This is a genomic window from Paenibacillus radicis (ex Xue et al. 2023), assembly GCF_024722015.1.
In the GTDB taxonomy this organism is placed as follows: domain Bacteria; phylum Bacillota; class Bacilli; order Paenibacillales; family NBRC-103111; genus Paenibacillus_S.
Genome location: NZ_JANQBD010000003.1, coordinates 178206 through 198019, shown reverse-complemented (window position 1 = coordinate 198019; position 19814 = coordinate 178206). Strand labels below are relative to the sequence as shown.

Sequence of the window (19814 nt, the reverse complement as noted above, 5' to 3'; positions counted from 1 at the left end):
AAAGCGGACAAGGGGCATTAAAGGAGTTGAAGCTAATGGAAGCTGAATTATTCAAAAAACTAAGAATTCAAAGCGGACAACGGATTTTGCTTTTAAATGCGCCGGCAGGCTATACGGAACGATTAATACCTTTACCGGAACATACTTCGCTTGATAGTCAACCGGAAGGTACTTATGATTTGGTTCATCTCTTTGTACGAAGTGCAGCTGAGCTGGAGGAATTCGCTCCTCTTGCCATACATGCAGTTAAATACGATGCTCTTTTATGGATTACTTATCCGAAGAAAAGCTCCAAGATAAAAACGGATCTTAGCAGAGATGAAGGCTGGAAGGTCATTTCCGAAGCCGGCTATGAAGGTGTGGCTTTAGTTTCTATCGATGAAACCTGGTCGGCGATGAGGTTTCGCCTTATAGATTTGGTTAAAAGTACGGGCGCAAGGCGCGAACGGAGAGCCGTAGGGGCCGTGGGGACTGCCGTTATTCCAACCCATGAACGTACATTGGAGATTCCTGACGATTTGCAGCATGTGTTGAATGAGAATCCTCAGGCTAAGGAGTTTTTTGACGGGTTGTCATTCACTAGCCGTAAAGAATATGTGCGATGGGTAACGGATGCGAAAAGGGAAGAAACCCGGACTAGTAGAGTTGCAAAATCGCTTGAAAAGCTTAGGGAAGGCATTAAATCCCCTTTTATAAAAGCATAGTGAAAAAGAATAATGATGCTCTCGTCCTCGAAATATGTTGGGGGAGGAGAGCTTTTTTAATGCAATTGTGACGGGATATCTGGCGTTGGCCGTTAGTGATTCATCATGTAAATATGACTGTTTCTTCATGTTATAGGGAAACCAATTAGGCTAATATAAACTGAAGCTAAAATGGAAGGGGCATACCGAGATAACAAAACATGCGATTACGATTCTAATGCTGATAACTGCTATGGCCATAGTTGCCGGCTGCAAGGAAAAAGGACCAACCTCGGAGGAAGTACTGCGACAATACATAACAGTCTGGGAAAAAGGTGATTATGATGCTATGTACTCGATGCTTAGCGACAAAGCTAAAACGGTTATAACACAAGAGGCTTTTACAAAGAGGCATCAATCGATTTATGAAGGAGTCTCTGCTAGAGGTTTGACCATTAAGCTCGTGCCCCAAACGCAGGATACTGCAAGTAAAAATAAACAGGAAACAGGTAAAGAACCCGTGAAGCATCCAATCACTGTTCAGATGGAGACGTTTGCGGGACCGGTAGCTTTTGGCGAGCCTGCTATCATGATTATGGAGAGCAATGTCTGGCGTTTGGACTGGAGCCCATCGCTGTTGTTTCCTTCTCTGAAGGAAGGGGACAAGGTGAGAGTACAGCAAATCAAAGCGATTCGCGGTGAAATTGCAGACCGTAATGGGAAAGGCTTGGCAATTAATGAGGAAAGGGCGGAGGTTGGCATCATACCTAATCGTTTGCCGAATCCCCCTTCACAAGCACTCCAGCAACTGGCGGATCTTTTGAAAATAAATATGGAAGATATAGATAAAAAAAGAAATGCAACTTGGGTGAAGCCGGAATACTTCGTTCCAGTTGCTTTGCTTTCCCGGTCAGATAAGCGTCTAGCAGCAGCCACTGCAATTCCTGGAGTTTCCTTCCAAACGAAAAAAGTCCGTTTTTATCCGTTTCAAGAAGCGGCAGCTCATCTGATTGGTTATATTGGGAAACTAACTCAAGAGGAATGGGCGATCTACAAAGATAAAGGCTATCAGATCGATGATGACATCGGCAAGGCAGGCTTGGAACAGGTGCTGGAGGAGCGTTTAAAGGGTAAAGATGGGGGACGAATCTATATAGCCGACGCGAATGGCAAAGAGAAAGTAAATGTTGTAAAACGGGATGCGCGAAACGGAGAGGACATCACACTTACTATAGATGCAGAGCTGCAAATGGAGATATATCAGCAATTGAACTCAAGTGCAGGAGCGGGAGCTGCGCTTCACCCTATTACAGGAGAAGTATTGGCGCTTGTAAGCTCGCCTTCGTATGATCCTAATGCTTTTGTGGCAGGGGTCTCTGCCGGTCAGTGGAAGGAGTGGAGTGAGAACCCGGCTAAGCCGTTATTGAACCGATTTGCCCGTACCTTCTCGCCCGGTTCTGCATTTAAGCCGCTCACTGCTGCAATGGGTCTGCAAACCAAAACAATGGATCCCGAACAACTACGTGAAATTCAAGGCCTTCATTGGAAGAAAGATGCATCTTGGGGAAATTATGAGGTGACAAGAGTTTCGCAAGTGGCAACTCAGGTGAATCTGCAAAAGGCACTTCTTTACTCCGATAATATTTATTTTGCTCAAGCCGCATTGGACATGGGGACAGAGAGCTTTATGCAGGAGGCGGGGAAGTTCGGATTGGGAGAAAAGCTTCCTATTCCTTACCCATTGGACACTTCCACCTTGGTTAACAAAACCATGAAAAATGATATTCAATTAGCCGATTCCGGTTACGGGCAAGGGGAGATTCAAATGAATCCTCTTCATGTAGCATTGGCTTACACACCCTTCATCAATCAGGGAGACCTGATAGCTCCGAAGCTGCTGATGGATACACCCGGCCTATCTACGAAGGCAGATGTTTGGAAGAAGTCTGTTATGTTTCCACCAGTTGCAGCTCTCCTGCAGCAGGACTTAATACAAGTTATAGAGCATCCACAAGGAACAGGCCGCGGAGCGCAAATAAAAGGACTGACACTTGCGGGTAAAACTGGAACAGCTGAATTGAAGCAAAATAAAGGCATGGATGGGAAGGAAGTAGGGTGGTTCGTTGCTTACAATGTTAAAAAACCTCAGCTTCTTTTGGCACTTATGATGGAGGATGTGCAAAATCGCGGTGGCAGTCATGCTCTATCCACTAAAATCAGCTCGATTTTCAAGTTATTTGTTAAGGAATGAGAGCACGTAAAAATTAATTAATGTAGTTAATATCAAATGAAGTTAATAAATATATTGATTAATAATATTAAATATTAATATATTTAAATACGATTGCTTTTTCCACAGTTCTTGGACTTTGGAAAAGGCTTTTTTTTATTTTAAGAATAGTTTAAATGAACGGTTTTATCAGCCCGATGGGCGAAAGTTAGGGTCTTTGAGGGAAAAGAAACGATTGCAGCGGTGGGCGATAGTGTAGTTTAACATTTGCAATCCCTCTTGTAACAGGAAATTGGCTGGTAAGTTCTTCAGACGATCCTGCTTGGAGGGATTTTTGCTTGGAATCAAATCGACAGATTGTGATGTGTTAGTTTCTGTGGCATTCTAATTACGAATAGACTGCTGCATTTCTCGGAATGCTTGAAGCAATGGTATTGTAGTTGAAAGGATTGATGAGCGATGAATTATAATAATTTAACTTTGCACACGGATAAATATCAGATCAATATGATGTATGCACACTGGATTCACGGGACACATGATAGCCAAGCTGTGTTTGAGGTGTTTTTTCGCAAGCTGCCATTTGGTAATGGGTATGCTGTTTTTGCTGGTGTGCAGAGGATTGTAGAATATGTGAACAGCTTGCAGTTCGATGATGAGTGTATTCAGTATTTGAGGGAGCAAGAGGAGAATTACGATCCGCGATTTCTCGAGGCGCTGAGAGAGTTTCGGTTTACCGGGCATTTGCACGCTGTAGAAGAGGGGACAATTGTGTTTCCCAACGAGCCGCTTATCCGTGTTGAGGGCCGAATATTCGAAGCGCAGCTGCTCGAAACTGCGATTTTGAATTTCATGAATTTTCAAACTCTCATTGCAACCAAAGCTTCGCGTATTCGTCAAGTTGCACCTGATGATATATTGATGGAATTTGGCACCAGAAGAGCTCAGGAGGCAGATGCTGCGGTCTGGGGAGCACGTGCAGCTTACATAGCTGGCTTCAATGCGACATCTAATATGCGAGCCGGTATGCTGTTCGGCATCCCAGCCAAAGGAACACATGCTCACTCATGGGTACAGGATCACGATAGCGAGGAAGAATCGTTCTACCGTTATGCCGCGGCGCTGCCTGATCAGGTAACGCTGCTTGTTGATACATATGATACATTGAAAAGCGGAGTCCCTCATGCCATTCAAGTGGCCCAAACAATGGAACAGCAAGGTAAACGTATGGGCGGTATTCGATTGGATAGCGGGGACTTGGCTTATTTATCCAAGACAGCACGTACCATGCTTGATGATGCAGGATTATCCTATGTCAAAATTGTGGCATCAAACGATCTGGATGAGAACATTATTTTTAACTTGAAATCGCAGGGGGCACAAATTGATAGCTGGGGTGTCGGAACACAGCTTATTACGGCAGCGGATCAACCAGCGTTAGGTGGGGTATACAAGTTAGTTGCGAGAGAAAAGGATGGGGAGATGATCCCCGTCATTAAAATTTCTGGAAATCCGGAGAAGGTTTCTACACCTGGGATAAAGGATGTCTTCCGACTGATCAGCCGTGAAACTGGTAAAGCGGAAGCTGATTATGTGGCATTAACCGGTGAGCCAGAGGTAATGATGGGGGAGAGATTGAAGCTGTATGACAAAGTTCATCCTTACTTGTACAAATACATTGAGCAGTATGAGGCTATCCCGCTTCTGCGGCCAATCTTTGTAAACGGACAGCAAGTTTACCGCTTGCCTGATTTACAGCAAATAAGGGAGTATCATCAACAACAGATGAGCCTGTTCTGGCCGGAGTTTTTGCGGAAGTTGAATCCGGCTAAATATTTGGTTGATTTCAGTACAAAGGCATGGGAGTTAAAGATAGAATTAATTCATAAGCATACGAAGTAAGGGGATATATATGAAGGTCTCGCAAATAAGATTACATAACATTTGTTATGTAATCTTATTTGTCGTTGAAGTAAGTTTTGATTTCACGCAGCATTCCACCATGAGTTAAGTCTTTCGGCTAAACATGTGTCTATGAAAGGGCAGCTGATTGACTTTTAGTCCATTGAAATTGTGATAAACCAGTTGCATGACTTCCCAAGAGGAACATATTGATTTATAGTCTAGTAGGGGAACGTTGAGGAAGGTGAGTAAAATTGAAGTTGATTTATGCATATCTAATTTTGGTAAATGTAGTAGCTTTTGTTAGCATGGGACTGGATAAATCGAGAGCAAGACACAAAGCAAGACGCATTCCTGAAAAACAGCTGTTTATGTTTGCTGCTATAGGCGGGGCTGCCGGCGCGTGGCTGGCTATGAGGTTATTTCGACATAAAACGAAGCATAAGTCTTTTGTAATTGGCATTCCTTTATTTTTACTGCTGCATGTTGTCATTTTCTACTACTTTAAATTATGGGCTTAATTATAAATTTTTAAAATTTCGGAGGTAAGCATATGAGTATTATTAGAAGTCTCAATCATCAGGATGAATTCGTCGGCTTTTATTTATTGAAGGAGCTGGAGGTTAAGCAAACGAACGGGACTCCTGCGAAGGATTATTTTGACATTGTCTTATGCGATTCGAGTGGTCAGATTTCAGCTAAATATTGGGATGTTACTACAACTGACAAGGAAACTTTTTTCCCTATGGGACTTGTGAAGGTTCAAGGAATTGCGCATACATACAGGGAAAAGCTGCAAGTGAAAATAACCAAAATCCGTAAAGCAAACGATGATGATGGCATAACGCTTACCGATTTTATTCGGTCTGCGCCAATTCTTCCTATAGATCTCGTATATACCATTAAACAAGTGCTTGAAGACATAACTGACTTGGAAATTAAAAAGATCGTTGCTTATTGTGTTTCCAAAGTGGAAGAAAAGCTAATGCATTATCCAGCGGCTAAAACCCATCACCATGCTTACTTCGCAGGTTTGGCTTATCATATGGTACGGATGCTGGAAATTGGAGATTTTATTTGCAAGCAGCGGCCTTTTTTGAATGCGGATTTGCTTAAAGCTGGTATAATCTTACATGATATAGCTAAGCCGGAGGAAATGATTGCCCAGATGGGAATAGTGTCGGAGTATAGCGTTCAAGGCAAATTATTAGGACATATCGCTATGGCGTCCAGTTGGATCACAGAGGCGGCTATTCGATGTGATATTGATCTACAATCGGAGCGTGTGCTTGCTTTGCAGCATTTAGTATTATCTCATCACAACTTGGGAGAATGGGGCAGCCCGGTCCAGCCTCAGACAGCGGAAGCGGTAGCTCTGCATCATATTGACGCATTGGACGCCAAGCTGCAAATGGTGGAGGATGCCATTGATGTATTGCCTGACACTGAAAGCTGGACACCTCTCATTCGAGGATTGGAAAATAAGCCTGTTTACCGTATGAAGTGGTAAATTCCCATGCGGAAGGATAAACATACTAAGTAGTTGGCTTCATAAGTAAGGAGAGGAAGATGCTTGGGCATCCTTCCCTCCTTATTTCTTTATAATAGTTAGAACGTATAAGTTTGAACCGGAGGTTCACCTTTCTAAATATTGCAAGAAAAGCTACCGCTGAGACGCGAATGAAGAATGAGCGAGTAACCTGCCTACTTTGCTTGGGTTAGAGCTATTAGAGCTTCTTAAGATCTTTAATGCACCAATGATCAAGGGGATTTTTATATGGATAGCGGCGATGAGCCCTGGAGGATTTTTTGCGGAACGGAGAGTTCCGCTATTCCATCTGCCGCCTCCAATCTGGGGCGATAGCGGAAGTGGGAATTCCGTTATGTTGGCGGAATGGAGCATTTATGCACAAAAACAGAGCAATAACGGAACGGGCTGTTCCCTTATCACTCTGATTTTTGGACTTTTCAGGTGATAAAGGAACAATTACTTCCGCATTAGGATCAGTAATTTGCGAAAATAATTCGGTCAAGCCGTCTGAAGATTACATAATAATTATTATGTAAACAAAATAAAGCTTAGCATATAAAATAGGTTGAATTAACACATAATATATGTTAACTTATTTGAAATGATCTAAGGGGGCAAAGGCTTATGACCGAGGATAAGACCAAACGATTATCTGTATATTTGCCGGATAAGGTGAAGAGTGATCTGGAGCACATGGCAGCAGAAACTGGACTCTCTATGACCCAGGTGATTGTCATGGCGACTCATAGCTTGCTAGCCAACTATAAATCACAGGGAAGCGCTATTTTTTCCAGTCTCCTGGATACCAAACAAAAGGAATCAACTTTACTATCCGAGAGAATCCAAACTATAAATCAAGACAACTCGAAATTACAAACCTATTATGGTTTGCGCGCGGCTGAATATGAAAGGATATACCACCGGGATGAACCCGATTATCAAAATGAGCTTTTACTGATAGGTAAAGCTATGAAGGATGCGCTTGTTGACAGGACGGTACTTGAAATAGCTTGTGGTACCGGTTATTGGACTCAAATTGTCGCCGTGGCTGTCAAGCACATTACGGGTACGGATATTAGACCCGAAGTGCTGCAAATTGCAGAAGCCAAACAAATACCTCAAAATAAAGCCAGCTTTTTGATTGGAAATGCTTATGAGCTTGATTCTATTCCCGGTGTTTTTAATGGAGCTCTTGCTAACTTTTGGTTTTCTCATATCCCGAAAAATAAGCTGGACGACTTCTTAACAGGCTTGCACAAACGACTTGGCCCCGGTGCTAACGTTTTTATGGCAGATAATGTGTATGTTAGCGGAAGAGGGGGAGAACTGGTTTATAAAGAAGATTGCGAGGATACCTTCAAGCTTCGAGAGCTAGTGGATGGCTCCAGGCACGAAATCGTAAAAAATTATTACTCCAAAGAAGAGCTCTACGACATCTTCAAACCGATGGCTAAGCAGCTTAAGGTGTTTGCAGGAAACAGCTTCTGGTATGTCAGCTATACGATATAGGAGGAATGATTCATGACCCTATACTATTTGGTGAGACATGGTGAGCCTGATTGGAGCCTTAAGGATAGAAGGCAGCTCAGCAGCCAAAGAAGAGATTTTGTCCCTTTAACCGAAAGAGGAATTAAACAGGCAGAAGGGCTGCTGAGCAAGGAAGTTGAATTACAGACCTGTGAGCTCATTCTCTCTTCACCGTACACACGATCTCTCCAGACTGCCGCGGTAATGAACAGAACGTTAGGTTTGCCGCTGCAGGTTGAATTTGATTTGCATGAATGGACTCCAGATAACTGGCAAGCTCAAACTGTCGATGAAATAACTGATCTCTGGAACGATTTTATGCTTCATGATGGGAAATATCCGGTTGGAGAGACAAGACTGTGGGAAACAAGAGAAGATCTGCTCTTACGAACTAAAGAAGTGCTGAGCAGGTATAAAGAGTATTCCCAAATTATTGTAGTATGTTACGGTATGGTAATAGCCTCTCTGCTGGGGACACATTCAGAAGAAATTGATTACTGTGGAATATATAAATACGAAGGATAGAGTCAATTAATAATCGACATCTAAGGATGGAAAGAGGCGACTGTTCATTGGAACCAATTATGAAAATGGGTATTGATGCTGGCGGTACTCTAATCAAAATAGCTTACAGGGCAGCGGAGTCAGAAGAGGTGATGGAGTATATCCATTTCCCATCCCCTCAGATTCGGGAAGCAGCCTCATGGATCAAGCAGCATGCTCCCGAGGCTAAGGTTTGCATAACCGGCGGCAAAGCAGCCCTTCTGCAATCCTGTCTATCACAGCATGACGTAAGCACGATTGTAGAGTTCGATGCTACTTGCAGAGGGGTACAGTATTTATTGCAAGATGTTGAGGGGGCACCGGAAGCCTTCGTTCTAACAAATTGCGGAACAGGAACGTCGATTCATTATGCAGACACGAATAAGCACTACCGACTTGGCGGAAGCGGGGTTGGGGGAGGGAGCCTGATAGGATTGTCCTACTTATTAACGGGGATAGGGGATTACAATGAAATTATCCAGACCGCTAAAAAAGGCAACAGGGAGCATGTGGATTTAAAGGTCAGCCATATTTACGAAGGGGCCGTGCCGCCTATTCCAGGCGATCTGACAGCTAGCAATTTTGGCAATGTACGAACTGATGGTTCAAGCACTAGAGATATCGCGGATTTGTTAGCTTCAGTGATGGGACTTGTTGGAGAAACCGTCACTACAGCCAGTGTTCTTGCAGCGGGTCAGTGCGGGGTTTCCAGTATTGTGTATATAGGATCATCTTTTGTGAGCAATGAATTATTACAGGATATCGTTGTGGGTTACACCAAACTCAGAGGAGCGGAAGCCGTGTTTTTGGAAAACGGATCCTATAGCGGAGCTATCGGCGCTTGGTTATCTTTGTGAGAAATGAAACGCTTACAAATTAATAGTCCTTTAAGCACTATTTTACAATGATAATTTACCGGGATATTATGGCGACAAAGGACTTAGTCATGGTATAAAAGACCTAATAAGTGCGTGGTACATCTTTGTTTTTTTCGCCTTCCATCTGTTAAAAACTTATATTGGGTTGAATTACCCAATTAATTAATTGGGTTAAGCAGGAAAATGTCTAAATGTGTCGAAATGATAAAATGCTAACCCTATAATCCAACTTTCGTAGAACGGATGTGATTAATAATAGGATTGGAGGTTCAGTAAGTCCGGCAACAACCCAACTGTCTCTATTAGAATTTATTACATATTCGGAAGGAATCTATCATGGAAAAATCTACTATTATTGGTATTATTCTTGCTATTATTTCGATAGGTGTTGGTATGGTTTTGAAAGGAGCGAGTCTGGTTGCTCTGGCAAACCCTGCTGCGATCTTAATTATTTTTGGCGGAACTGCGGCTTCTTTATTTATTGGCTTCTCGTTAGAAGAGATGAAGAAGTTTCCCAAGCTGTTGAAGATGACATTTACAGAACAAAAGCTGATTTCGAAGCTTGATTTGGTCAACATGTTCGTTGAATGGGTGAGCATCACTCGCCGTGAAGGCTTGCTTGCTCTGGAGAGCAAGGTTGATGAGATTGAGAATGCATTTTTGCGAAATGGATTGCGTCTCATTATCGATGGTAATGATGAGGATTTTGTAAGAGATGTTTTACTTGAAGATATTTCAACCATGGAAGATCGCCATCGTAACGGAGCTTTGATTTTTACACAAGCGGGCACTTATGCTCCGACCCTAGGGGTACTAGGCGCAGTAGTAGGTCTTATAGCGGCGCTCGGCAACCTGAACGAAATTGAAGCGCTGGGTCATTTGATTTCGGCGGCTTTTGTAGCAACTTTGTTGGGGATCTTTACCGGTTATGTTTTATGGCATCCTATTGCTAATAAACTGAAGCAGAAATCGAAGAAAGAAGTAGAAATCAAAATGATGATGGTAGAAGGCATTCTATCCATACAATCAGGTATTTCAGCCGTTGCTGTCCGCCAGAAGCTAATGGTGTTTATTCCAACTTCTCAACGTGATTCTGAAACAGCTGCGAACGAGGGTGTGTAGTCATGAAGAAACACAAGAAAGAGCATCATGAAGAACATGTAGACGAATCCTGGCTAATCCCCTATGCTGATTTGCTTACTTTGCTGCTGGCGCTCTTTATCATCCTGTTCGCTTCCAGCAAGGTGGATGCCAAGAAATACGACATTATTATGAAGTCGCTTAATTCTGCCTTTACCGGAGGTTCCGCTCCCTTTGCAACGTCCAATCTTGTTCCTCTGGATATAACGCCGAATGTTGATAAGAGCAAGCAAGATGAAACATCGGAAAACACGAAAGAAAAGCAAGAGGAAAAAGAAAAGCAACAGAAGCAGCTGGAGAAGGAAAAGCAGCAGCTCGAAGAGCTTAAGAAAAAGCTGGACGCTTATATCAACGATAACAAGCTGGCGGCAGAGCTCGAAACGAAGCTGACTAACGATAGACTTGTTATTACAATTCGTGATAACGCGCTATTCGATTCAGGCTCGGCTGCTATTAAAGCAGATTCGCAGAAATTGGGTATTGCTATCGCTGATATGCTCGGCCAATACCCGGGGTATCAAATCGAAGTGGCGGGCTACACGGATAATATCCCTATTTCTAAGGGTGAATTTAGCGATAATTGGGATTTGAGTTCGAAGCGCGCATTGAACTTCATGAAGGTTGTTCTGGCCAGGAAGACGCTGGACCCATCCTATTTTAGCTCCACTGGCTATGGGGAATACCGTCCTGTTGACACTAACGCGACCGTTGAGGGCCGAGGCAACAACCGCCGCGTAGAAGTTAGTGTTGTGCGGAATATTAAAGCTCCGGAATAGTCGTTAAAAGAATACGAAAGATCCTTGTTTGAGCCATACAGACAGGGATCTTTTTTTGAGTTTTATAGGACTTGTGCTAAAGAGCAGTAGCCGTAAAAGCAGAAACCTCATCGACTATCAGGTGGTGCATGGTTAAGATTATTTTCTAATAATCTGTGTAAAAGCATTGGAATAAGAGAATTAAGCGATATAATCTAGAAAGGGATTATCTTTATATGGTATAATTTTCTCGGCCAAAAAAATGACTTAAGGAGTAACTTTCATGGAAAAAACACTTATTTTCGGACATAAGAATCCGGACACCGATTCGATATGCTCTGCTCTTGCGTATGCTGATTTGAAAACACAATTAGGTAAAAATGTGGAACCGGTTCGTTTGGGTTCAATCAGCGGCGAAACTCAGTTTGTGCTCGACTATTTTAAAGTTGCTGCTCCACGTTTAGTAGAAACTGTAGCTAATGAAGTAAAGGCTGTTATTTTGGTTGATCATAATGAACGCCAACAAAGCGTAGCTGATATCGATCAGGTTCGTGTTGTTGAAGTTATTGACCATCACCGCATTGCTAACTTTGAGACAAGTCATCCGTTGTATTACCGTGCTGAGCCAGTTGGCTGCACAACAACGATTTTGAATAAAATGTATAAAGAAAATGGGATAGCTGTCCGTAAAGAAATAGCTGGCTTGTTGTTGTCGGCTATCATTTCGGATACATTGCTTTTAAAATCTCCTACGTGCACGGAAGAAGATGTGGCTGCAGCTCGTGAATTAGCTGAAATCGCAGGCGTCAATCTGGAAAGCTACGGGCTGGAGATGCTGAAAGCTGGAGCCGATCTTAGCGACAAAACAATTGCAGAGCTGATTTCTCTTGATGCAAAAGAGTTCAGCATGGGTTCGTACAAAGTTGAAATCGCACAAGTAAACGCTGTAGATCCTAACGATATTCTTGTTAAACAAGCTGAGTTGGAAGAGGCGCTTAATGGAATTATTGCTGCAAAAGGCTTGGATCTATTCGTATTCGTCGTTACTGATATTTTAAATAACGATTCCGTTGCCCTGGCATTAGGCAATAAAACAAATGCGGTGGAGCAAGCTTACAATGTTACTCTGGCTGATAACAAAGCCGTGCTTAAAGGTGTAGTTTCGCGTAAATCGCAAATTGTTCCTGTATTAACTGAAGTGTTTAATAAGCTTTAAGATTAAAGACGGAACAAAATAAATGTACAACTAGATCGAACGCATCGAAGAGGCCATGTTTTTCAACAACAGTTGAGAATCATGGCCTTTCGTACTTCATATTCAAGCAAATCCTGATTGTATTTCCGGCTCTGTTCCATTAAGCTAAAAAGAGGGGGACTAGAGCAAATTTCTGGGTATAAACTCCTGATCCAATTGTTCACTTATACCGGGGGACCTATGAATCTTATTTCGAAGATGTTTCTGCTAATTATGATGCTTATGATACCTGTAATTTTATTATATATGTATTCCAATCAGCAGACCATCAAGGTTGTTGAGGACCAGATCAACTTGTCGAATCAAAACAGGCTGGTATATTTCCTTAATGAAATTGATGGTGCAATGAATCAAGTTTCCAACTATACGAACATTATTACGAAGGACCCCGACTTTGCTGAGCTTGCAGGAAATGTGATACCTGCTGACCGATATGCTTATTCGGCTCTTGTGGCCAACATTGAAAGCAAGCTGGCGCTTTTTAGCTTGTCCTCGGATTGGATGAGCCGCATCAGCCTGTACTTCCCTGCCTCTAAAAGTGCCATTTCCTCGCATTCACCCATAAAGTACGATGAATCGTATTTGACCACCCATGTAAATACCACATGGACTTTAAGGTCTACCATGATTAATGGTATAACCCAAAGAGTGCTTACCCGATATTTTGTTGAGCCTTATGCAAGTGTATCTGATTTACGGAAAGCCTCCATCATTGTGGAAGTAGATTTAATGGAAGAAACGATTATATCATTGCTCGACAGCTTCAAGACGAAAGGGAATAACGATCCTTTTTTATATAAAGCTCCAGGTCAATATGTACTAAACTCCACATCGGAAGAAGGTATGGCGCACCGCATTATTGCGTCGTATGATCTGTCAGGGAATAGCCCTATCAAAAATCACGATATTATAATGTTAGGGAACAAGAAGTATTTACTCTATTTCTACACATCTCCTCAAATCAACTGGACATTGGTAGATTATGTTCCTCTGGAAGACATATTAGCACCCGTAACTGGAAGCCAGAATCTGTTTTATGTAACGGTGGGGCTTCTGCTTGCAGTAGGAGTTGCCGCTGTATTCCTTCTGTATGTTCAAGTGCAGGTGCCGATTAAACTGTTGACAGAGAGTGTTTATCGTATTAAAAAAGGACAGTTTTCCACGCGAATTAAACGAAATAAGAACCAGGAATTTTACCGCTTAATTAATCAATTCAATGAAATGGCTGCACAAATTCAACATTTGGTAGAGAAGGTATACTTGGAAGAAATTCGCTCGAAGGAAGCTGTGATGAAGCAGCTGCAATCTCAAATCAATCCGCATTTTCTTTATAATAGCTTGGCTTACATCATTAGTATGGCCAAAATGAACCGTTCTCAGCATGTCGTCTCGATGGCATACAGCTTAGCGGACTACTACAAATATACAACCCGCAACGGCTCCATGGAAACTACCATCAGTGAAGAAGTTGCCTTCGTAACCTCATATATTCACATTATGAATTATCAGTTGGACAAAATCCGTTATGACATCACGATTCCACCCTCCATGTATAATGCGACGATCCCTAGATTGCTCATACAGCCTATTGTGGAAAATGCTATTGTTCACGGATTGGAGTCACAGCCGGAAGGAGGGCAGATTGTGATTACAGGAACAGATGAGCCCGATTGGTATACCATTACGGTTGAGGACGACGGCGTAGGTATTCAGGAATGGGAGCTTAACAAGCTAAATGCACGGTTATCCAAGCCTGGTACTGAAGGGGAGAGCTTCGGGATATGGAATGTTCATCAGCGGCTTCGTTATCAATTCGGCCCTGAATCAGGACTAACGCTCGAGGCTTCGTCATCAGGCGGTACGAAGGTTGTGTTGCGTTGGCAGAAAGCCGAGCTGGAAAAGGGAGTGAACTCATATGTTCTCGATACTGATCGTTGATGATCACAAGCATCTTGTTGAAAGCATGGCTACAACTATACCGTGGGAGAATTTCGAAGTCACTCATGTGTATCAAGCATATTCGGGGCAGCAGGCTTTGGAGCTGATCAACCGACATCATATTCATATCCTCATTACAGATATACGTATGCCTGTTATGTCAGGTCTTGAGCTTATTGAGCAGGTACGTACTCGTTGGCCAGCTATTGATTGTATCCTGTTAACGGGCTACGCAGATTTCCAGTATGCTAAACGTGCTGTTGAACTCCAGGCAGTCAATTACTTAATTAAGCCTGTCCGGGACGAAGAGCTGCTGCTATCTATCAGCAAAATAACGGAGCAGCAGAAGCAGCGCTTGAGAGAGCAAGCGGAGCTAGAACGGACCAAGGAAGCTCTGGAGCACCAGCTGCCGCAATTAAAAGCGGAATTGCTAGCGGCCAGAACCCATGCTGAACAATCTGTCATAGAGGAACGCAATCGAATTGTTCATGATATTCATGATATCGTTGGGCATACCCTAACTGCTACATTGGTGCAGATTGAAGCAGCCAGACAATTAATTATTCGGAATGATGAAAAGGGATTATACCGTTTGGAGCAGTCACAGCAGCTTATTCGCAAAAGCTTAGATGATATTCGAGTAGCTGTGCGCGTTATGAAGCAACCTGATGAGGAAGCGGATCTGGAGAGTCAGCTAAGACGTTTCATTCAGGAGGCGGAACAAACAGCTGACATTACAGTCAATTGTATGATTGACCTGCCCGTTCCTGTAACAGATCCATTCTACATGAAAGTTATTTATCATGCGTTGCAGGAAGGAATAACGAATGGGATTCGACATGGTAACGGACATTATTTCCAGCTTCGACTCCATATTCAAGATGAAGAGCTGCGCTTCTCTCTATGGAATGACGGACGTCCATATGACACTACCGAGATGGGATTCGGATTGACTGGCATGTATGAACGGGTTAAGCAGTTGGGAGGGACTTTGTTGTTGACAGCGAGTGCTGACCCGATAGGAACATTGCTGCTGATCCGCATTCCTGTTTAAGCCCGGAAGCAGCCTCAAGCATACTTCAAGGTTCATTCTATGGCTTTAGTCCCAGAATTGATAGTTTACTTCGGCTTCTCATATAGGCATAGAGCCAGTTCTCAAACGGAATGGGAAAGGGTATTCTAGGAAATGGCGCATTAATTGCCCAAATTTCTTATAGAGAAGCGGAGATATGGCTAGATGAAACAGCTTAGAAAGCTTGTAGCACTCATTACAATTTGTTGTATCATGTCAACCTCTGTCGGAATGGTACAGGCCGCAGGAGCGACAAAATTCATGGATGTTAAAGCCCATTGGGCTGAGAAAACCATCAACCAGCTTGTCGAGCAAGGCTTGCTGGATGGATTTCCGGATGGTACTTTTCGTCCTGATGAAACCGTGACAGCCGATCAATTCATCAAAATTTTATTGCTGTCTTTCTCACAGCTTTATCCGAATGGGGAACGCAATTGGAAGGCATCTTTTCTTCAGCAAGTAAGTTCTGTTAACCAAAGTGTGTTGAAGCAGGATTTCCGGGATTTCTCATTCAAGCCGAGCACAGTTGGATATTGGGCAAAACCATACATAGATCTGGCTGGCGGTTTGAACCTGATAAGTAAAAACCAGTTTCCCGATTATAAAGCGAATTTGAAGCGGGAGGACGTTGCAGAAATTCTTTATTATACCGTCAAGGAAACGGAATACTTGGAGGACGAGAAATACAGTGTAAGTCTGGCCTCCCAATTTGGCGACTTTCAAAGCGCTACCTCAAGACAGCAAAAGTTCGTAAGCGAAGTGTATGCCAAAGGGATCATGGAAGGATATCCTAACGGTTACTTCGGTGTTGGTCGATATGTCACCAGAGCCGAAGCATTGCGAATTCTGGAACGATTGATGGATAAAAATATGCGGATCTCGACTTCCGGACTTAAAAATGAAAATGTTAGAGTTGTTCCGACAAAAGACGGAAGCTATAAAAAGCTGATTTTTCCTGATCAAAAAATGCTTCAAACCTATGACATCATGGAAGATGCAGGCAAGCTTAGAGGCACCAACTATGATTTGGAGGAAACGACTTTAAGACTGTTTAAGGACAGTGATGCCAAAAACACTGCGTTAAACGGTACGACCGATGCTGCAAGATTTTCAAACGAGGTTTCCTTGTGGCTGGAGCCGCAATTCCGTACATATGGGGTAACAATAAAGGTAGAGGATGGCGTGCTAGCCCGGAATATGGAAAGTATTCGCAAATTTACTGATTTTATATTTGGTTATAATGCGGATACCTTTTACCAGGAATTTGTGCGTGTATGCGATAAAATTGCCAAAAAAGAAACAGTTGAGAATAAGACGCTGCAAATAGGCGATTATTCAGTTGAAATCAATGTGATGCCATACGGTCAACCTGTCATTTTTTCATTCTCCCGAAAGTAGTGAAGGGGAATCGGTCTTTAAGGAGTAAATAGAGCTGCATGAATAAATATTTACTACCTGAAAATAATAAGACCGATACTTGTTTTACTAAAAAAGGTGAATGAGGGGGCAGCAGCTAGATCATGCAATATAAGAAGCGATTCATCTTAATCCTATGTGTCATTGCGATCATCTGTGTAATGACGGCATGTGGCAAGAGCAATAATAATGCGGGTCAACAAGCTGGAAACAATACGGGTGGAACGACTCCAGGTACGACTCAAGGAGGCGGTACTGCAACTACCAACGCAAATGCGGAGGCTATTGCCAAAGCAAATTGTATCGCCTGTCATGGAAATACCTTGGATGGTATGGGAGATTCGAAAAAGAACCTCCAGAAAGTAGGGGCAAAATTAACGAAGGATCAGATTGCTACAACCATAGCAAATGGCCGAGGTGGAATGCCAGCCTTTAAAGGAAAACTAAAGGATGACGAGATTGCGACATTAGCTGATTGGTTAGCGGCTAAAAAATAATTCGGATGAGACAGCGCTCTATGGCTGTCTCTTTTTTTTTAAGCTTTTTCTTGTTGACTTCATTTATTAGTTTGTGATACTGTATTAATTAATTAATACAGTGGTACGAAATTGCTGTATGGAGGATACTATGGAATTTAATCAGAAGGAACCGATTTATACTCAAATAATCGATGATATCAAAGTAAAGCTCATCAACGGCACGTATCAGCTGGGGCAAGAAATCCCCTCAAGACGTGAGCTTGCGAAAACATTGGGGGTTAATCCGAATACGGTTCAGAGGGCATATCGAGAGATGGAAGATATGAAGTTGATTATTACAGCCAGAGGTCAAGGCAGCTTCATAACAACGGATATGATTATTCTTGAAACCCTTCGAGAAGAAGCGCTGAACGCGGCAGTAAGCCAAAGCATTGATATGCTGCGTTCATTCGGGAAATCAGATTCGGAGATATTAGATACGATGAAAAGGTACTTGGAAAGGGGAACCTCGCAATGATTAGAGTGGATAATGCCGTAAAATCATTCGGCAACAAAAAAGCTTTGGATGGTATTTCATTTACCGCGGGAGAAGGGCAGATTGTTGGATTGCTTGGATCCAATGGTGCTGGTAAATCGACGATGCTCAAAGCCGTTGCAGGTTTGTTGCGCTTGGACCAAGGTTTAATCACCATTGACGAGAAAACAGCAAGTCTGTCAACAAGAGGGATGTTAACCTATCTTCCCGATGTAGATGTCTGGTATCCATGGATGAAATTAAGTGATGCGATACAGTATATGAAGGATATGTATTGGGACTGGGATGATAAGAAGGCTCATCATTTGCTCGATTTTTTTAAGCTAAGGGAAGATTCCTTGATTCAACAAGCATCCAAAGGGACAAGAGCCAAGATGAAATTGCTTCTAGCCTTGAGCCGGCAAGCCAAGTATTTACTTATGGATGAGCCCTTTACCGGAATCGATCCGTTCGCAAGACAGCAGATTGCCCAAGCTATTGTAGAAGATTTCATGGAAGAAGGGCAAACCATTATCATTACAACACATGAAATATCGGAAGTTGAAGTTATGCTCGATGAGGTATTGTTTATACATGAAGGAAACCTAATGCTGACAGGTCATGTTGAAACTTTAAAACAGGAGAGGAATAAGTCCTTGATCGAAATCTTGAAGGAGGAATATGACCATGCACGCGTTTAGACGGTTGCTAATAACCGATCTGCGAAATCGGAGAAATACCATTATTGCTACTTTGATTGCCTTTGTGCTTTTACATGCTGCAATTGCCATTCTAACGTACCAACTGCGACTTCCTAGTGACGCTTATGGATTTGTCATGGTAATGAATATTACCTTATTCTCCATTGTGCTGCTTATCCCGTTCCTGCATTGTTTTTCAACATGGCGTGAGGAGTGGAAGCAGCATTCGATCTATCACTTACTGTCCCTGCCGGTTCATAGAAACTACTTGCTTATGTCGAAATATATCTCGATTGTTCTGGAGGTAGTGTTGATTACCGTGGTGATGATCGCAGGCTTATGGATGCAATACAAGCTAAGTGATGGGATGCTGTTTAGAGCTGAGCCCTTAATCACGTTCGAATGGTCGAAGGTAGTATTAGTACTGAAGCTGCTTTTAGTCTTAACAAGTGTTGTATTTTTAAGTTCATTGAGTATGTTTATTGGAAAATGCTGCGGCAGACTTTCCCTTGGTGCAACCTTCGTCAGTTTTATTTGCGGATTACTGGTTGGGGTCCTTGCTTTTGCCAATTTTCCCTCGATAGTGACTTTAGCTATCCTTAGTCTTGCGTACTTTTTGGTTAGTATGTATTTGTTGGAAAAGAAAGTAGGTGTTTAATGAAAAAGCCGTCTTTCTTCGGTCAGTTTCTCATGAATTCAGGTCAAGTAGGCAGTGTTATTCCGAGCTCAGGTTTTTTAATCCGCAAGATGCTTCCGGTAACATTGCCTTGGCATAAAATGAACCAGATTGCAGAGCTTGGCCCAGGGACTGGTGTGATAACACAATATATAGAGAAAAATAGAAGTCCTCAAAGCCAACTGTATTTATTCGAAAAAAACGAAAAGTTTCGGGAAGATCTGGGGAAGCAATTTCCACAATTGAATGTACTTGAAGATGCATTAGAGCTCGGCGAAATCGTGAAAGAAACAGGGAAACCGTTTGATTTGATTGTTTCAGGGCTGCCCTTTGCCAACTTTTCACAAGAACTGAAGGAACAGCTGTTCCGAACGATTCATGACTCTTTAGCAGAAAACGGAACCTTTGTTGCCTTTCAATACACCTTGCTGCTGAAAAGGGAGTTTCAACTGTATTTTCCATGGATGGATACCGGCTACACCTGGATGAATGTTCCACCTGCATGGGTTTTTAAATGTAAAAAAAAGTTGTAACAAAAAAAGCAGTCAGCCCGAAGGCTCCTGCTTTATTTTTT

19 protein-coding genes are annotated in these 19814 nt (G+C 42.6%); all 19 read left to right on the top strand.

Going from position 1 to position 19814, the window contains the following annotated elements:
• Window positions 1-35: 35 nt before the first annotated feature.
• The 19 genes from NV381_RS05695 (at window position 36) to NV381_RS05605 (ending at window position 19773) form a co-directional block, all read left to right on the top strand.
• Window positions 36-704 (top strand): YdeI/OmpD-associated family protein, encoded by a 669-nt coding sequence (locus NV381_RS05695; protein WP_258212305.1) that lies wholly within the window; start codon window positions 36-38, stop codon window positions 702-704.
• Window positions 705-921: 217 nt separating this feature from the next.
• Window positions 922-2934, top strand: coding sequence for a penicillin-binding transpeptidase domain-containing protein (locus tag NV381_RS05690; RefSeq protein ID WP_258212304.1), 2013 nt, complete (start codon window positions 922-924; stop codon window positions 2932-2934).
• 438 nt (window positions 2935-3372) lie between these two features.
• Window positions 3373-4815, top strand: a complete 1443-nt coding sequence (locus tag NV381_RS05685) for a nicotinate phosphoribosyltransferase (protein ID WP_258212303.1) — start codon at window positions 3373-3375, stop codon at window positions 4813-4815.
• Window positions 4816-5069: 254 nt separating this feature from the next.
• Window positions 5070-5336 (top strand): DUF1294 domain-containing protein, encoded by a 267-nt coding sequence (locus NV381_RS05680; protein ID WP_258212302.1) that lies wholly within the window; start codon window positions 5070-5072, stop codon window positions 5334-5336.
• Between the two features lie 32 nt (window positions 5337-5368).
• Window positions 5369-6325 carry a 3'-5' exoribonuclease YhaM family protein gene (locus NV381_RS05675; RefSeq protein ID WP_258212301.1) on the top strand — a complete coding sequence of 319 codons (957 nt, stop codon included), beginning with the start codon at window positions 5369-5371 and terminating at the stop codon, window positions 6323-6325.
• A gap of 645 nt (window positions 6326-6970) precedes the next feature.
• The gene (locus tag NV381_RS05670; RefSeq protein WP_258212300.1) at window positions 6971-7855 is read left to right on the top strand and encodes a methyltransferase domain-containing protein; all 885 of its coding nucleotides are present in this window, start codon (window positions 6971-6973) and stop codon (window positions 7853-7855) included.
• A 12-nt stretch (window positions 7856-7867) separates the two neighbouring features.
• Window positions 7868-8398 (top strand): histidine phosphatase family protein, encoded by a 531-nt coding sequence (locus NV381_RS05665; RefSeq protein ID WP_258212299.1) that lies wholly within the window; start codon window positions 7868-7870, stop codon window positions 8396-8398.
• Between the two features lie 47 nt (window positions 8399-8445).
• Window positions 8446-9273, top strand: coding sequence for a type II pantothenate kinase (gene coaW, locus NV381_RS05660; protein WP_258212298.1), 828 nt, complete (start codon window positions 8446-8448; stop codon window positions 9271-9273).
• A 357-nt stretch (window positions 9274-9630) separates the two neighbouring features.
• Window positions 9631-10416 carry a flagellar motor stator protein MotA gene (motA, locus tag NV381_RS05655; protein WP_258212297.1) on the top strand — a complete coding sequence of 262 codons (786 nt, stop codon included), beginning with the start codon at window positions 9631-9633 and terminating at the stop codon, window positions 10414-10416.
• Window positions 10417-10418: 2 nt separating this feature from the next.
• Entirely contained in the window at window positions 10419-11210 is a 792-nt protein-coding gene (locus tag NV381_RS05650) for a flagellar motor protein MotB (protein ID WP_258212296.1), read from the top strand.
• Window positions 11211-11472: 262 nt separating this feature from the next.
• Window positions 11473-12405, top strand: a complete 933-nt coding sequence (locus tag NV381_RS05645; RefSeq protein ID WP_258212295.1) for a manganese-dependent inorganic pyrophosphatase — start codon at window positions 11473-11475, stop codon at window positions 12403-12405.
• 219 nt (window positions 12406-12624) lie between these two features.
• Window positions 12625-14382, top strand: coding sequence for a sensor histidine kinase (locus tag NV381_RS05640; protein ID WP_258212294.1), 1758 nt, complete (start codon window positions 12625-12627; stop codon window positions 14380-14382).
• Window positions 14360-15436: a response regulator gene (locus NV381_RS05635; protein ID WP_258212293.1), complete on the top strand. Its 1077-nt coding sequence runs from the start codon at window positions 14360-14362 to the stop codon at window positions 15434-15436. The genes NV381_RS05640 and NV381_RS05635 overlap by 23 nt, the downstream gene beginning before the upstream one ends.
• A 183-nt stretch (window positions 15437-15619) precedes the next feature.
• Window positions 15620-16852 carry an S-layer homology domain-containing protein gene (locus NV381_RS05630; RefSeq protein ID WP_258212292.1) on the top strand — a complete coding sequence of 411 codons (1233 nt, stop codon included), beginning with the start codon at window positions 15620-15622 and terminating at the stop codon, window positions 16850-16852.
• A gap of 122 nt (window positions 16853-16974) precedes the next feature.
• Window positions 16975-17367, top strand: coding sequence for a c-type cytochrome (locus NV381_RS05625; RefSeq protein WP_258212291.1), 393 nt, complete (start codon window positions 16975-16977; stop codon window positions 17365-17367).
• Window positions 17368-17497: 130 nt separating this feature from the next.
• A complete protein-coding gene (locus NV381_RS05620) occupies window positions 17498-17866 on the top strand; it encodes a GntR family transcriptional regulator (protein ID WP_258212290.1) in 369 nt (122 codons plus the stop codon).
• Window positions 17863-18564 (top strand): ABC transporter ATP-binding protein, encoded by a 702-nt coding sequence (locus NV381_RS05615; RefSeq protein ID WP_258212289.1) that lies wholly within the window; start codon window positions 17863-17865, stop codon window positions 18562-18564. The genes NV381_RS05620 and NV381_RS05615 overlap by 4 nt, the downstream gene beginning before the upstream one ends.
• Window positions 18551-19222 (top strand): ABC-2 transporter permease, encoded by a 672-nt coding sequence (locus NV381_RS05610; RefSeq protein ID WP_258212288.1) that lies wholly within the window; start codon window positions 18551-18553, stop codon window positions 19220-19222. Before NV381_RS05615 ends, NV381_RS05610 begins: the two co-directional genes overlap by 14 nt.
• Window positions 19222-19773, top strand: coding sequence for a class I SAM-dependent methyltransferase (locus NV381_RS05605; protein ID WP_258212287.1), 552 nt, complete (start codon window positions 19222-19224; stop codon window positions 19771-19773). Before NV381_RS05610 ends, NV381_RS05605 begins: the two co-directional genes overlap by 1 nt.
• The last annotated feature ends 41 nt before the right edge of the window (window positions 19774-19814 follow it).